We start from the raw sequence: 14,610 nt of genomic DNA on the forward strand, positions 1-14,610 counted from the left end.
CCCTCATTCTTATTTTTAAATTCTTTCCATCTGATATAATTTACCGCATTGCCAAAACAACAAACATTTTTAGCTCTGAAAGCGACTTTGATTCGTTTTTTATTCTACTGTTGGTAATATCAAGTGTAATATCATACTTAATTTCGCGTTTTATCTTCCAAAAAGCAGAAAACAAAAATGCTCAAAAATAATTTTTTCATAAAATCACTCATTGATTGTTTTTTATTGAGTTATATGTCATTTTTGTTTGTTTACTTTCCTTTATATTCTCCCCCGACAGATGGTTTTTAACAAGCATTTCCATACTACTAATCAGCTGTATTGTAACTTTTTTATGTCCAAAAAAAAAACCAATAAAAATAGATAGTTTAAAAGGCACTTATCCGTGTCTGTTGTAAAACAGGGTGAAGAAGCTTCACCCTGTTGTTCACACCGCCGGGTACTGCCCCGTGCCATCCGGCCACGGCGTCAGTAAATCAAACGCCGTTTCTGTCACCGCAATCGTGTGTTCCCACTGTGCGGACAACGAACCATCCAGCGTCACCACCGTCCAGTCATCGGACAGTACATCGGTCTCTTCCTTTCCGGCATTAATCATCGGTTCAATGGTAAAAATCATTCCCGGCTTCAGTCGCATTCCACGCCCTGCCGTGCCGTAGTGCAGCACATCTGGCGTATCGTGATAAACCTGACCAATACCGTGCCCGCAGTAGTCCCTCACCACCGAGAAACCGGCTTTTTCCGCCACCTGCTGGATGGCAGCACCGACATCCCCAAGCCGGGCACCCGGACGTACCGCCCGGATCCCCGCCAGCAGTGACTGGTAAGTCACTTCAACCAGCAGCCGCGCCTGTTCAGAAGGTTTTCCGACAAACACCATACGGCTGGTATCACCGAACCAGCCATCTTTGATCACCGCGACGTCAATATTCACGATGTCCCCTTCCTGCAACGCCTTGTTATCCGGGATGCCGTGGCACACCACGTGATTCACGGAGGTACACAGGGTGCGGGTGTAGCCGTGATAGCCAATATTCGCCGGGATGATGCCCAGTTCATTGACAATATAGTCATGACAGCGCCGATCCAGTTCATCGGTCGTCACACCGGCCTGCACAAAGGGAACGATCATTGCCAGGACCTGTGCCGCGGCATGGCCCGCTGCGCGTGCACGTTCGATTTCATCAGCAGAGTGGAGAGTTACCATCGTTTTCAGACCGCCTTTTCTGTTTTCATGTCGCCATTGAGAATACGGGCCAGCTCCATTCCCCCATCCAGCTCTGCCTGCACCAGCGCTCTGGCCAGTTCATGATGCGTGAGCGTGGGATAGAGCTCGGCCAGCATGCCGATTTTTAACCAGTGCTCCGCCTGTGAATTGATTGAACGACTCATCGCCTGGCTGGCAATGCGCAGGTTCTCATGCATCAGGTCGGAAATTTTGACGATTCCCATATGGCACCTATACGAAACATATACGGAACGTATATTGGCAGATTTTTGGGGTGATGGCTATTTGTGTGTGATGAATGATTTTATCAGCGAGATTTATATCGTTTGAACATCGTGAATGATACCCATGCTGCTACTGAAAGTATCACAGCTTTAGTTCCGGGCACTTTTTGAGATTTCCTGTTTCTCAGCCATCAGACGGTATTCTTGCGGCGTCAGGTTATTCAGGGACTCATGAGGTAGCTCACTGTTGTACTCAGTCTGCCAGCGTTCCGTTATTTTCCGTGCTTCATTCAGTGTTCTGAACAGATAAAAATCCAGTATTCCGGTCCGGTACGTTCGAGCAAACCGTTCTATAAACGCGTTCTGTGTTGGCTTACCCGGCTTGATAAATCCCAGCATCACGCCACGCTCTTCAGCCCATTGTGCCAGTGATATCAGTTCCGGCCCGTTATCCATCCGCATCTTCAGTGGATATCCACGGTTTGCTACTATTCTGTCCAGCACCCGCACGACCCGCTGCGCCGGGATATTCAGGTCAATGTCGATAGCCAGAGCTTCACGGTTAAAATCATCGACGACGTTGAAAGTCCGAAAACGTCGGCCACACTGCAATAACTCAACGATTTTCATCTACTTCATTCCTTTGTTTTACATGATCAGAAAAAGTATCGACTTGGGTTCTCACCCAACACACTTTTGAAGACCGTCGAGAAAGCGCCAGGGCTGCTATATCCAAGCTCCAGGGCAACGCGCGTGATGGACTCCCCGTTCCCTAAACGAACCACAGCAGCCAGAAGACAAGCCTGCTGTCGCCACTCGATGAAACTTATTCCCGTATGCAGGCGGAACTGCCGCGTGAATGTACGCCGACTCATACCAGAGCATTCTGCCATATCGTCAATCCCCATTTCCAAAGAAGGTGCATTCAAAAACACATTGCACGCACGGGCAAGACGCGGTTCATCAGGCATAGGAGCGTTAAGCGATAACGGGGGTAGTCTGGCGATCTCATGGAGCAGCAGCCCCAACAGGTAACCATCACGCCCGCTGGCAGGAAAGAGAGCCGGTACGTCAACAGCGTTTTCAAGAAGTTGCCTGACCAGTGGAGATACACCAAAAACCTGGCAATGAAGGGGAAAGCCCAGGCGTTGCGCAGCGTCCGGACGAATATAGGTATTCAACATAGTCACAGACCCGCGCATGTGCATGGCATGGGGCATACCCGCAGGCACCCAGATGGCTCTGAGTGGTGGGACGGCCCAGTTACCCCGTTCAGTTTCGACGGTGATGACACCGCAGGCAGCATAAGCGAACTGTCCCCTCAGATGGCTATGCCTGGGGAACAGTTCGCCATCAGCGTAGTCCTTCTTCGTCACCACCAGATCGAGAGGCGTGTCTTCGTATACATCACAGGGATCGGTTTGCATGGCCCAATTTTAATCATAATTGACCTAAAAAAGAAAGCAGGCCACACCGGTCGATGGCATCTTTGTCGGATATTAAAGGAAGTCTTTCATAATTCGAGAATAAGGGTCGCCAGTCATGCACAGAAAACACATTATCCTTGCCATATTGGTCACGGCAATATGGGGGATCAACTTCCCAATAACCAAACTTGGGCTGGCCAGAATTGATCCGTTGCTTTTGACCGCTATACGATTTTCATTTACCGCATTTCCGCTGGTGTTTTTTATTAAACGCCCCCAGGTCGCACTGCGCTGGCTGGTTGCATATGGATTGATCTTCGGCGCAGCCATGTGGGCATTGATCAATCTGGGTATTTCAATGGGGGTGCCGCCCGGTAGTGCAGCTCTGCTAATACAATTTAGCGCGTTTTTTACACTTGGCTGGGGTGTGTTGTTGTTTCGTGAAAGTCTGACATGGCCACAACTGATCGGCCTTTTTTTGGCTGCAATCGGGTTGGTCTGCATACTGATGGAAAGCCCGGGAAAATCCACGACAATCGGTTTTATTCTGGTGATGATCAGTGCGGTAGCCTGGAGTGTTGGCAATATCATCATCAAGCTATCCAAAGTCAAAGAGATATTCGCTTTCGTTGTATGGGCAAGCATTTTTTCCCCCATCCCTCTCCTGGTGATGACATGGTGGTGGCACGGGACCGCCCCGTTCTACGCTCTCTTGCCTGGTATGCGTAGCGTGGAAGTCTTTTCTCTGACATTCCAGGTGTATGCAGCCACCCATTTCTGCTATTGGGGATGGAATCTGCTGCTGCGTGAATATCCGGCATCCCGAGTGGCGCCGTTGTCACTGCTGATCCCTGTATTTGGAACAATTAGCTCTGTTTTCATCATCCATCAAAAACCGGGTGCCTGGGGCTGGGCTTCCATAGCAATAATTTTGCTTGCGCTCATTGTTGGGATGAGGCGAGGCAAAGCAGTGGTTGTGAAAAAAGGCATGGCGCATAGGACAAAGAAACACGCCTCCCTTTAAGTTTTAAATTATTAGATCAGATGGCAGTTCACACCCGCTGGTACGGGTAACTCGGCCTCCTGATATGAAGATACACTCACAGTAACTATATTTATAGCGCGCTATATACTTGCGAGCTATATAAATGTAACCTGATTAATTACTCCCTGTGCGCAACTAAACGGTGCGCACATGAATTGCCACCCTTTGAAGCCGGTACGCTGCTATGAACCTTTTTAAATTCTTTAACAGGCTGTTCTCGCGGCCGTCATGGGAACGAAGCACACTTTCATCGCTTGCCAACGCCATCGCCATGATTGAGTTCACCCCTGAAGGTAAGGTGATAACAGCAAATACCCTGTTTCTCGAAAAGATGGGTTACTCACTGAACGATGTGGCTGGCATGCATCATCGTATTTTTTGTGCCCAATCAACATTGCTTTCTCCTGACTATGACCGGTTCTGGAAACGCCTTGCTGCAGGTGAGAGCTTCAGCGATAAGTTCCTCAGACTGACGAAGAGCGGTCAGCCGGTCTGGCTTGAAGCTCATTATGTTCCTGTCCTCAACGACCGGGGGAAAACGATAAAAATAGTCAAGCTTGCATCTGATATTACCCAACGGATTGCCGATGCCCAGGAGCAACGTGCAATGACAAACGCCATACAACGTTCTATGGCGGTCATTGCTTTTGACCTGGAGGGCAACGTTAAAAGAGTCAACGGCAATTTCCTCAAAACCATGGGCTACAGCGCTGGCGAGGTTATTGGTCAGCATCACAGTATCTTCTGCTTACCAGAGGTTAAGCACAGCCGTGAGTATGAGGATTTCTGGAAGCAGCTGCGCGCAGGAAATTTTGTCTCAGGACAGTTCCAGCGTACGGACAAGCAAGGGCGTGCCGTATGGCTGCGGGCAACCTATAATCCAGTATTTGATGAAGAAAAAAATCTGAATGAAATTGTCAAATTTGCGACCGACGTCACCCCTCAGGTCCTTAAACAGTTACAGGAGAGAAAGGCCGCAAATCATGCCTATAACGCCGCACAGGAAAGCAGTAAAAACACACTGGCAGGCGTCGATATTATAGAAAAAACATCGGGCAAGGTGAATACCGTAGTGGCAGGACTCAACAGCGTTTCTGAGAACATTTCCTGTCTAAATAGCGAATCATTCCGCATCGGGAATTTGATTAAGACGATCAGCCGGATATCTGAACAGACGAATCTTCTGGCACTAAATGCTGCTGTAGAGGCCGCCAGAGCCGGAGAGCATGGGCGCAGTTTTGCTGTGGTGGCGAATGAAGTCCGCTTGCTGGCCGCTAACATTAATAAAGCCAGCCTGGAGATAGCCAGCGTGCTTGAGACAAATCAGGCAATAGCCGTGCAGGCACAGAGTAATATTATCAAAAACCTTGTCAGTGCCAACGAGGGACTTTCGCTGGTGCAGGAGGCCGGGGGGATTATCGTTCAGATTCAGGAGAATTCTGCCAGGGTAGTCAGTGCAATTGATGACGTTTCACAGCACCTTTCAGGCAAGTAGGGGCGCTGTGGAATAAATCTAACGCTGATCTTTAGCTCTTCAACCGCCCTACCCGCTGTGGCCAGGGATCGATAAATTCTCCCCCGGACTGCCACCAGTCAATTTCCTCTTCCGTCAGAAAACAACGTCGCAGCGCCTGGCAAAAATCATCCAGCTGATTACGCTGCCCGATCACCGTCAGGCTGCAACGACGGTCGCCAAAACGCCCGGGCATCGCTTCCAACTGCTGTTGTAAAATATGGCGCTCCTCGTCATTCAAACGATTGTCTTCATGTGCCAGCACGCCGGCTTTCCAGTAGCTGATAAACTCCAGGCTGATACTGCCGGAAGCCTGATTCCACAGCAGCGCGAGATCGTCACGGCCGGGCAGCCAGAAAAAGCCTTTACTACGATGAATGCCCTCACCCAGATGCTGCTGCCAGGTATCCCACAGGCGCTGCGGGTGGAAAGGACGTTCGTCGTGGATCACCCGCGATTCAATATCGTACGGCTGGTGGTCTGCCGGATGCTCAATCGCCACTTCCAGCTCCTCAATCAGTGTGGCGACCCGCTGAAAATCGTAGTCGGGCATCGCCAGCACATCGTCCAGCTCAATGTTGCCCCAGGGAAGGGCCACAATGGCCACACCGGGATTGATTGTATGGAGCGTGCGGGCAATTTTCATCACGCTGTCGGTGGGCAGACGGTCGACTTTGGTCAGCAATAACTGGCTGCAAAACAGCAGCTGTTCGGCCAACAGATCCTCAACCCCCCGCCGCTGCTGACGGACATTCTTCTGCCAGCGGGGAAGCAGCGTACTCCCCCCGGCATAATCATTTTCCAGCATCACGGCATCCATCAGGGAGAGCAGCCCCTGCAACCTGACATGAGGATGGTGGCGCAACAGCTTAATCAGCGGCAGCGGGTGGCTGCTGCCTGAGGTCTCCAGAAAGAGATGGTCCGGCCGGTTCTGTGCAATCAGCTCATCCAGCGCGGTGGCCAGTTTTGCTATGCCGCCGGGGCTGCTGATGCTGTCGGCCGACACGGTGATGAAATTGTGTTTTTCACGTCCGACAATTTCCGTATTGGCAATCAGCACACCGTCGATATTCAGCTCGCTCATATCATTGACGATCACACTGACCGACAGATGCTGCCGGTGCGCCTGCAACAGCAGGCTTTTCAGCAGGGTTGTTTTCCCTGCGCCGAGGAATCCATTGAGGATGGTTAAGGGTATGCGCTGCATCGGCCGTGTGATCCTGAATATGACGAGTGAGATAGTGTGTATGTTATATCATAACAATTTAAATAGCAGCATCATAAGCAGAGTATCCCGATGGCGTGACAATAAAAAAGGCGCCGGGATCGGCGCCTTCAGCGAGGGTTCAGTCATTACCCAAGATATTCAATAATCGACAGCCCGCCGTTATAATCGGTACTGTAAATAACCCCCTGAGCATCAACAAAAACGTCGCAGGACTGAATCACCTGCGGACGGCCGGGACGGGTATCCATCATCCGATCCGGTGCAGCAGGCACCAGCGCACCGGTTTCCACCGGGCGGTAAGGGTTGCTGATATCGAAGGCCCGGACACCAGCATTCTGCCAGGTGGCAAAAATCAGAGTCGAACTGATAAAGCTACCGGGACGGTTCTCATGCAGATTATGCGGGCCAAAATGCGCCCCTTTTGCCACATAGTCCCGTTCGTCAGGCTGCGGGAAGGTAGAGATGCTGACCGGATTGGCTTTATCGCGAATATCAAACAGCCAGATGTGCTTTTCACCATCCTCCTGATTGTCCAGTACCGCCTCATCCAGCACCACCAGCAGATCCCGGTCCGGCAGCGGCAGCGCGGTATGCGTCCCGCCCCCAAACGGCGGGCTCCAGTTACGGTGACTGATCAGCTTAGGTTCTGACCGGTCACTGATATCCAGCAGCGTCAGCCCGCCGTCACGCCAGCTGCCGTAGGCCACATCCCCGCTGATGATGGCATGGTGCAGGGCGTAGCGCCTGCCCTCTTCCCAGTCCGGCGTTTCTCCGGCAGCCGTGTTCATGCCCGGCAACCACCAGCGCCCGGCCACTTCCGGTTTACGCGGATCGGCCAGATCAATAGTCAGGAAAATATAGTCACTGAAGCCGTCAATCAGTGCCGAGACATAGGCCCAGCGGCCACCCACGTACCAGATACGGTGAATACCGATGCCGTTAAGGGAGAGGAAACTGATCTCACGGGGTTTGTCAGGGGTGGAGATATCGAAAATGCGCAGCCCGGCACTCCAGCCTTTGTCCTTCACATCGCTGACCGTTTCACCAACCGAACGGGTGTAGTACACCTTTTCATCGGCAAAACGGACGTCAGCAAACAGATCGCGGGCGTTAATCACCAATAACAGGTCGTCATGAGCCTGAAGATGCACATTCCAGGTGCCTGGCGGCGCGGGAATATACGCCACCGTACGGGGATTTTTGGCATCACGGACATCAACCACCGAGAAACCCTGTGACACCATATGGCCGATATAGGCATAGCCACGATGGACCATCAGCTGGACACCATCAGGACGTCCACCCTGATCGCTGTGGCCGATCAGTCGCATATTGCGGCTGTATTCCGGCACGGGAAGCGCGTTACTCATCTGCCACTCCTTATTTTTTGTACTTCGCTTCCAGCGTGGCGAACCACGGCGCGATAAAATCTTCCGTCTGGCCCCAGCCCGGGATCACCTTGCTCAGACCCGCCACATTTACCGGACCTGGCTGGCTGACCAGCAGCGCCTGTGGGATCACAGTGGCTTTGAAGTCATAGGTCGCAGGTGTCACTTCACCCGCCAGTTTGAGTGCGATCAGACGCACGTTTGTGGCGCCGATCAACTTGGGATCCACCGCCGCAGTGACTTTCCACGGGCTGCCGGCTTCACGCATCAGTTGCAAATCCTGATTAGAGACATCGATACTGTAAACTTTGATCTCGGTACGTCCGTTCTCTTTTAACGCTTTGACTGCACCCTGTGTGAAAGCATCCCAGGTTCCCCAGATCGCATCCACTTTCCCTTTGGGATATTTGGCCAGTAAGGCGCCCACTTTGTTAGCGGTATCGCCCTGTACATCGGACGAGACGGCACCCACTGACTCGAGCTCATGAATACCCGGGTTCGCCTGCAGCAACGCTTTATAGGCTGCCTGGCGACGTTCCATCGGCGGGAAGCCAGCCACCCACAGCTTGATAATGTTGGCTTTGCCGTTATGGTCCTTGATCAACTGGCCAAAGGAGAGCGTGGTCAGCGAGGCATCGTCCTGCTGGGTTACGGTGGCACCCGGGATCTCGCCATCAACCGCCGTATCAAATACCGACACGGCAATACCGCTGTCGGCAATGCGTTTAATCAGGGCACTGGAATAAGGTGCGCGCCCCTGAGACAAAATAATACCGTCATATTTCTGGCTGATGGCCTGATTCACGAAGTCCTGAAAACGGGCATCGTCACCGTTACTTAAAAAGGTACTGACTTTAAACCCCAGCGCTTTCGCCTGCTGGGTTGCGCCCTGGACGAACTGAGTCGTGTTATCGTCCGACCCCAGATTGCGGATCACCGCAATACGTACCGGGCCATTATGGCTGGCAATTTTTTCAGGTACCGGAACCAGCGTGGCGGCGTGAACCGGTAAAACGCTGGCAACCCAGAGTGCCAGTAAAGGAATAAGTGGTTTCATGTAAAAATCCCTGTAGCGGAATAAGAAAAGTGACGTATCGTTTTTAGTGGCCGCAGTCGCTGACGGCCCGGCCTGTCACTTTTTCACAGCAGCCAACCCACTGACAAAGAAGTAAAAAGAATATAAAGCTATAAAAAAAGTATTAGCCTCACACCGGCCACAGCCCCAGGATAGTAAGAAACAAAGGACTTTTTATGAACAATACCGATATTCAGGTCGTGGTCGGCCCGGCCAATTACTATTCTCATCCTGGTGCCCTGCTGCGTCTGGACGATTTTTATCATCAGGAACAGCTTTCCCGCGCCGTCTGGATCTATGGTGAACGTGCCATTGCCGCGACACACCCCTTTTTACCCGAAAGTTTCTCTCTGCCGGGTGCACGTCACCTGCCGTTTGGCGGGCACTGTACCGATCCGGATCTCATCGCGCTGGCACAGGCTGCCGGTGAAGATCGCCAGGTGGTGATCGGTGTCGGTGGAGGTGCCCTGCTGGACACCGCCAAAGCGCTGGCCCGGCGGCTGGATGTGCCCTGTGTGGCCATTCCCACCATTGCCGCGACATGCGCGGCCTGGACGCCACTCTCTGTCTGGTACAACAGCGCCGGTCAGGCATCGCATTATGAAGTATTCAACGATGCCAACCATCTGGTGCTGGTGGAACCTGAAATAGTGCTACGCGCTCCGGTGGAATATCTGCTGGCCGGGATTGGCGACACGCTGGCGAAATGGTATGAAGCGGTGGTACTGGCCCCGCAGCCAGATACCCTGCCGTTGACGGTACGGCTGGGGATCGACACGGCGGCCACGCTGCGTGATGTTCTGCTAAACCAGAGCGCAGCTGCGCTGGAGGATCAGCGCAATGGCGTATTAAGCCAGAATTTCCGTGATGTTATTGATGCCATTATCGCGGGCGGTGGGATGGTCGGTGGGCTGGGGGAGCGCTACACGCGCATTGCTGCGGCGCACGCAGTCCACAATGGTCTGACGATCCTGCCTCAGACTGTACGTTATCTGCACGGCACAAAAGTGGCCTACGGCATCCTGGTGCAGTGTGTACTGTTATCGCAGATCGATACCGCCCGACAGCTGATTGCCGCCTACCAGCAGTTTAATCTGCCCACCACACTGGCAGCGCTGGGTGTTGACATCAATAACCACACGGAGATTGACCAGGTGATTGCACACACACTGCGCCCGGCAGAGTCGATTCATGCCCTGCCCGTTCCGGTAACGGCTGAAAGCCTGCGCGCCGCATTTATCACGGTAGAAGCTCTCGGCCAGTAAACAAGTGTGAGTCACACGGCTGAAAAGCCTTATTATTCAATAAGTTTTTTTTCTTTCCACATCAGGAAGGTTCCCGTCAACGGCGAAAATACGCTTAATGTGGAGAAATTTTCTGTCACGTCCGGCAATGATGCCTGCCGTAATAGGGCCGGTTCACCAGATAACTGTTGGAGAGGGCAAATTCAACCCGGTAAAATTCATCCTTAGAATAGGATGAGGCACAACCTATGCCTCCCTGAGGATCTTCAATAGCCTCAAAGCGAACAATTTTTTCCTGCGGAATACCGACTCGCTGCAGACCAGAAGAGGAACGTTGAATGGAGTAAATATGAGGCAGTGAGGTTTCTTACGTGAGGAAATGCATCTACCGAATCTGTTTTCAAACGAAGCCCCACCGCTGGCTACGAAATTTTATCCACAGAAACGGGGGATAATACGGTGAGTAACTTCGTTTAACCCCTGCAAAACTTCCATCCTTAAAAAGGAAACAAACTGATTTTACTGAGGTTTTTTGGCACGTTCAGTCACTTCGCTCATCACTCGCTTATGGCTGATTTTATCACCGATAATCTTGTACCACCCCGCCAGTTTCCTGACGTCCGTCAGTGGAACTTTCTCGCTCTGATCGTACGTTGTCAGACGATTGCGGTATTGTTCCATGATAGTGATGCAACGCCGTGCCCAGTCACCTTCAAGCTCCGATCCCACCACTGCACGCGGGCGACGGGGAAATTTCGGCCGCAGCGGCTTACTGGCTTCCGGAGTGGATTCATCCACATAGGAAAATTTAATCGATACGACTGTACGACCTTTTTTGATCGGCTCCCAGATCACGGAAATATCCGTATTGGCATTGATTCGCGCCAGCGTCGGCTCAAGCAATTTCTGGCGGAAGTCGCGATAGTCCTCGTATTTCCCCTGTAATCCGGCCTTTTCCCGCATCCAGTCCAGTGCCAGCGTCACCTCAATCGCCTTACTGCTTTTTCGTCCATAGAGGTTTTTCGCTTTGATCAGCCAGCCGTAAAGCCGCACGGAAAATGACGTGTCGAGCTTGGCAATATTGGCAAAATTCAGCTTGGTAAAGGACTCTTTCAACTCATAGAGATAGGGAGCGACATCCTGCCCAAAGCGGAGAACGACAGCACTCTGCTCATCGCTGCTCACGTATTCAAGACGAGAAAACCACGATAGCTGAACGGTACGCATCTTGCCCGTTTTACGATCGGGCAGGTAGATGGTGACCGGTTTTTTCATCAGGCTCTCGGCCGCTTCCCGCAACTGGCGATGGCTGCTGGTTGGGTTAAGGCCGTAGATACGTTGATAATCATGAGGAAAAAGGCGGTACAGCGCATCGGGCTGGGGCTTCCTGCTGTCGATCTGTGCCAGTGCAAGGTTCAGCAAACGCATTTCATCAAGCGTGACGCTGTAAGCCCCTTCAAGGAGATCATTACCTTGCACAACGGTCAGTTTGTTCAGCTCCATGTAGCAGGATCCCTTTGTGGAATGTTCAGCAAAGTATTCCACACAAAAATTATTGAGGTAAAGTGAAAAATAATAGTTATTACCTATTTTAAATCAGTAAGTTAAACGGCGCACCGTCATATTCAAACATAAAATACTTCCACATATGCACTCGCATGGATCATTTACCCCCCCCAAAGGATCGTTCTTCATTCAGTTTCCAACAGAAAAAGACTCCACATTAGCCCCCCAACAGGAACAGAAAATCTTTCCACACAGGTAACTTCTCTTGTAGACAGACTCCGGATTCAGACGTTTTTTGCAGCATAGATGTTCCAAAGTATTTTTTATTATTAATTTTCATATGGTTATAGATAAAGCCATCATAAAATCTTTCCACATAAGACATTATCGCCCTTCCCTGCCGTTGATGTTAGTGATCTACTCAGCCGTGTAAACGGCCTTTTGCAGAAAATCACTCCACGTATCACAGGAAATCTTTCCACGTTTCATTCACCGATGTGCCGCTTGCGGCGAGCTGCATAAAATCTTTCCACATATATGAATAAAGTGACATGGTCACCTATCCGCTGAGCAACAGAAAATCATTCCACTTTTAGTTTTCAGAGGGCTGAACACCCGCAAACATAAAATTCTTCCACATAAGGGATGCTCAATCTAATGATCAGAAAATCCTTCCACGTATCCGGTAACGATGACGGTTAACTTATTGGCTGCACTGAATAATTATCTCATGCTGTCGCATTGTTGTCTGGCATCAGCGTCTGCGTTAATGTGACACAGTCACTTTTTATGGCACGGGAACAGAAAATTTATCCACATATTAGCGGAAAGAAGAAGGATGAAAGCATGAGAGCCGAGGGATCGTCAGACAGGATCGGGGAAAGAGTTATCAACAGGAAATTTTTCCACATAATAATATTCTGATAAATCAGAAAGTTATCAACAGGAAAAAACTCTACATATAACAGGAAATCACTCCACATAGAGCATAAAATCACTCCACCTGGCGCAGGAAATCACTCCACATATTGCTCTGTAATCTGTTGATTATCAAAATGAAATCGGGCCCTAAAAGAGAAAGATCTAAACTATAAAAAGAAAAACAAACACTATGGGATCTTTTTTTGAAGCAGGATCCTTTCAGGCGATCCGTTTTACTATCGGTAATCTTAGCCAGAAAGGATCGTTTGCATGATCAGGGGATGAGGATGTCTGCTATCTGGCTTCGTTCTCAGGCAGCCAGCCCTCAATAAGCTCAGTCAGGACATCTTTCATTTCACGCCCCTGCAGGAAACAGGCTGTTTTGAAGCGACGGTGCAACTCTTCATCGATGTTCGTCTGCAGTTTTTTCACTGTTCCGCCGACAGGTTTGCTGACAGCATCCAGTGCAGGCGCCAGCTGACGGTGCTGTCCGAGTTTCATTTTCATGCCAGTAACTCCAGGATCTCATTCGTCATCACTTCAATCTCCCCTTTCGCATTGCCGTCGGTGGTATCAAATACGGTCCCGCCATCCAGCATCGTGCGGATATAAACCTGGCGCTGCGTTGTGGCTGTTCTGAGAGCTGGAACCCCCGTATCCTCGATCGACTCTTTCAGCACTTCCAGCATGCGTGTAGAGGCCACTTTTTTGGTGATCAGGAAGCGTGCTATCACCGGTTGCAGATTCTCCCTTGCCTCGACCACGGCCAGGATAGCGCCACAGGCGGCAAAATCGAGGGGGGAAGGTGTTACCGGGATCAGTACCAGGTCACTGACCATAACAGCTGCGGAGGAAATTGCAGTGATGGCGGCTGCACCATCGATAACGACGTAGTCGTAATCCTTCAGCTGCTTACGGACGGTATAGACTTCTTTTTCTGAGGCGGCTTCTGCAAGATCAAATTTGCATTTTGTTTCGTCGTACCAGTTGCTGATGCTGCCCTGAGGATCGGTATCGACCATGACAACACGGTGCCCTTTGCGCGCAAGACACGTGGCAATATTGATGGACGTTGTGGTCTTCCCTACCCCGCCCTTCCCGTTCAGGAAAGAGATGATTTTTGTCGCCATGACGCACTCCTGCAGGTTTCAGGCTGGAATCTCAGGATTATGTAATCCCAGGATTCTATGATATTAAAATCTTAGGATTATGAGATGCCAGAATATCGTAATAACCAGTTGTAAACAATATCCTGACATTCGATAATCATGTAATCATGTAATCATGTAATCATGTAATCATGTAATCATGTAATCATGTAATCATGGGGTTATATGCTGGCATTATCCATCGGGCTTGTAGGCTATGACGTCAGCCTGAACGGCTAATCATCTGTAATGATGACTGCGTGCATCATTATCTCAGCGATAAATTTCTCCCCTGAGTGCTTTTTCTTTATTATCGCTCTTAATGTGAAGCCTTATGGGAATCGCGCTTCTCGGTTTCACCGTGAGGAGTTTGACAGTACTGCGAACGAACTACTTAACGGAATTAAAGGCTGTAACACGCAGTGTGTGAATCATAGGATTTCAGGATTATGGAATCCCAGGATGATGTGATTAGCTCACCTTGAGATGGATAATTTTATGTTTCCCCTGCCCTGATATCCGTTCAAAATAATCCTGCAATCCTGCAATCCTGCAATCCTGCAATCCTGCAATCCTGCAATCCTGCAATCATTTCGTTGACATCATTACTCTGCCCTGGTTGAGTATGCTGAGATGCTGAGATGCTGAGATGCTGAGATGCTG

General features: G+C 50.5%; 12 protein-coding genes and 1 pseudogene. 3 read left to right on the forward strand and 10 right to left on the reverse strand.

Annotated elements, in window-relative coordinates; all coding sequences use genetic code 11:
- Positions 1–427: 427 nt before the first annotated feature.
- The 4 genes and pseudogenes from map to FVB43_RS05320 all read right to left on the reverse strand — a co-directional run bounded on the left by map (position 428) and on the right by FVB43_RS05320 (position 2,879).
- Positions 428–1,207 carry a type I methionyl aminopeptidase gene (gene map / locus FVB43_RS05305; RefSeq protein WP_167863533.1) on the reverse strand — a complete coding sequence of 260 codons (780 nt, stop codon included), beginning with the start codon at positions 1,205–1,207 and terminating at the stop codon, positions 428–430.
- A 5-nt stretch (positions 1,208–1,212) separates the two neighbouring features.
- Positions 1,213–1,452 carry a ParD-like family protein gene (locus tag FVB43_RS05310; protein ID WP_167863534.1) on the reverse strand — a complete coding sequence of 80 codons (240 nt, stop codon included), beginning with the start codon at positions 1,450–1,452 and terminating at the stop codon, positions 1,213–1,215.
- A 150-nt stretch (positions 1,453–1,602) separates the two neighbouring features.
- Positions 1,603–2,070, reverse strand: a pseudogene (locus tag FVB43_RS05315) (integrase core domain-containing protein); the annotation flags it as partial.
- Between the two features lie 38 nt (positions 2,071–2,108).
- Positions 2,109–2,879: an AraC family transcriptional regulator gene (locus FVB43_RS05320; RefSeq protein ID WP_167863535.1), complete on the reverse strand. Its 771-nt coding sequence runs from the start codon at positions 2,877–2,879 to the stop codon at positions 2,109–2,111.
- A gap of 115 nt (positions 2,880–2,994) precedes the next feature.
- Here FVB43_RS05320 and FVB43_RS05325 point away from each other — a divergent pair, with 115 nt between their 5' ends.
- A complete protein-coding gene (locus tag FVB43_RS05325) occupies positions 2,995–3,903 on the forward strand; it encodes an EamA family transporter (protein ID WP_133846718.1) in 909 nt (302 codons plus the stop codon).
- A 205-nt stretch (positions 3,904–4,108) separates the two neighbouring features.
- Positions 4,109–5,419, forward strand: coding sequence for a methyl-accepting chemotaxis protein (locus FVB43_RS05330; RefSeq protein ID WP_167863536.1), 1,311 nt, complete (start codon positions 4,109–4,111; stop codon positions 5,417–5,419).
- A 31-nt stretch (positions 5,420–5,450) separates the two neighbouring features.
- Here the strand turns inward: FVB43_RS05330 and FVB43_RS05335 are convergent, their stop codons facing one another.
- From FVB43_RS05335 to FVB43_RS05345, 3 genes are all read right to left on the reverse strand, one after another.
- Positions 5,451–6,644, reverse strand: coding sequence for a CobW family GTP-binding protein (locus tag FVB43_RS05335; RefSeq protein WP_167863537.1), 1,194 nt, complete (start codon positions 6,642–6,644; stop codon positions 5,451–5,453).
- A 146-nt stretch (positions 6,645–6,790) separates the two neighbouring features.
- On the reverse strand, positions 6,791–8,035 hold the full coding sequence (locus tag FVB43_RS05340; RefSeq protein ID WP_133846721.1) for an LVIVD repeat-containing protein: 1,245 nt from the start codon (positions 8,033–8,035) through the stop codon (positions 6,791–6,793).
- Between the two features lie 10 nt (positions 8,036–8,045).
- Positions 8,046–9,110 carry a sugar ABC transporter substrate-binding protein gene (locus tag FVB43_RS05345; RefSeq protein ID WP_133846722.1) on the reverse strand — a complete coding sequence of 355 codons (1,065 nt, stop codon included), beginning with the start codon at positions 9,108–9,110 and terminating at the stop codon, positions 8,046–8,048.
- Positions 9,111–9,304: 194 nt separating this feature from the next.
- On the opposite strand from FVB43_RS05345, the gene FVB43_RS05350 reads away from it, so the two are divergent.
- Positions 9,305–10,393, forward strand: a complete 1,089-nt coding sequence (locus FVB43_RS05350) for an oxidoreductase (RefSeq protein ID WP_167863538.1) — start codon at positions 9,305–9,307, stop codon at positions 10,391–10,393.
- 498 nt (positions 10,394–10,891) lie between these two features.
- On the opposite strand, the gene FVB43_RS05355 is transcribed toward FVB43_RS05350, so the two are convergent.
- From FVB43_RS05355 to parA, 3 genes are all read right to left on the reverse strand, one after another.
- A complete protein-coding gene (locus tag FVB43_RS05355; protein WP_133846724.1) occupies positions 10,892–11,875 on the reverse strand; it encodes a replication initiation protein in 984 nt (327 codons plus the stop codon).
- A 1,218-nt stretch (positions 11,876–13,093) separates the two neighbouring features.
- Positions 13,094–13,306, reverse strand: a complete 213-nt coding sequence (locus FVB43_RS05360) for a plasmid partition protein ParG (RefSeq protein ID WP_133846725.1) — start codon at positions 13,304–13,306, stop codon at positions 13,094–13,096.
- The gene (gene parA / locus FVB43_RS05365; protein ID WP_133846726.1) at positions 13,303–13,929 is read right to left on the reverse strand and encodes a ParA family partition ATPase; all 627 of its coding nucleotides are present in this window, start codon (positions 13,927–13,929) and stop codon (positions 13,303–13,305) included. The genes FVB43_RS05360 and parA overlap by 4 nt, the downstream gene beginning before the upstream one ends.
- Between the last annotated feature and the right edge of the window lie 681 nt (positions 13,930–14,610).

This window comes from Erwinia rhapontici (assembly GCF_012271765.1).
In the GTDB taxonomy this organism is placed as follows: Bacteria; Pseudomonadota; Gammaproteobacteria; order Enterobacterales; family Enterobacteriaceae; genus Erwinia; species Erwinia rhapontici.

Bases quoted from the DNA above. Each gene is read 5' to 3' on its own strand.
- map (WP_167863533.1), bottom strand. From the start codon at position 1,207: ATGGTAACTCTCCACTCTGCTGATGAAATCGAACGTGCACGCGCAGCG.
- FVB43_RS05310 (WP_167863534.1), bottom strand. From the start codon at position 1,452: ATGGGAATCGTCAAAATTTCCGACCTGATGCATGAGAACCTGCGCATT.
- FVB43_RS05320 (WP_167863535.1), bottom strand. From the start codon at position 2,879: ATGCAAACCGATCCCTGTGATGTATACGAAGACACGCCTCTCGATCTG.
- FVB43_RS05325 (WP_133846718.1), top strand. From the start codon at position 2,995: ATGCACAGAAAACACATTATCCTTGCCATATTGGTCACGGCAATATGG.
- FVB43_RS05330 (WP_167863536.1), top strand. From the start codon at position 4,109: ATGAACCTTTTTAAATTCTTTAACAGGCTGTTCTCGCGGCCGTCATGG.
- FVB43_RS05335 (WP_167863537.1), bottom strand. From the start codon at position 6,644: ATGCAGCGCATACCCTTAACCATCCTCAATGGATTCCTCGGCGCAGGG.
- FVB43_RS05340 (WP_133846721.1), bottom strand. From the start codon at position 8,035: ATGAGTAACGCGCTTCCCGTGCCGGAATACAGCCGCAATATGCGACTG.
- FVB43_RS05345 (WP_133846722.1), bottom strand. From the start codon at position 9,110: ATGAAACCACTTATTCCTTTACTGGCACTCTGGGTTGCCAGCGTTTTA.
- FVB43_RS05350 (WP_167863538.1), top strand. From the start codon at position 9,305: ATGAACAATACCGATATTCAGGTCGTGGTCGGCCCGGCCAATTACTAT.
- FVB43_RS05355 (WP_133846724.1), bottom strand. From the start codon at position 11,875: ATGGAGCTGAACAAACTGACCGTTGTGCAAGGTAATGATCTCCTTGAA.
- FVB43_RS05360 (WP_133846725.1), bottom strand. From the start codon at position 13,306: ATGAAAATGAAACTCGGACAGCACCGTCAGCTGGCGCCTGCACTGGAT.
- parA (WP_133846726.1), bottom strand. From the start codon at position 13,929: ATGGCGACAAAAATCATCTCTTTCCTGAACGGGAAGGGCGGGGTAGGG.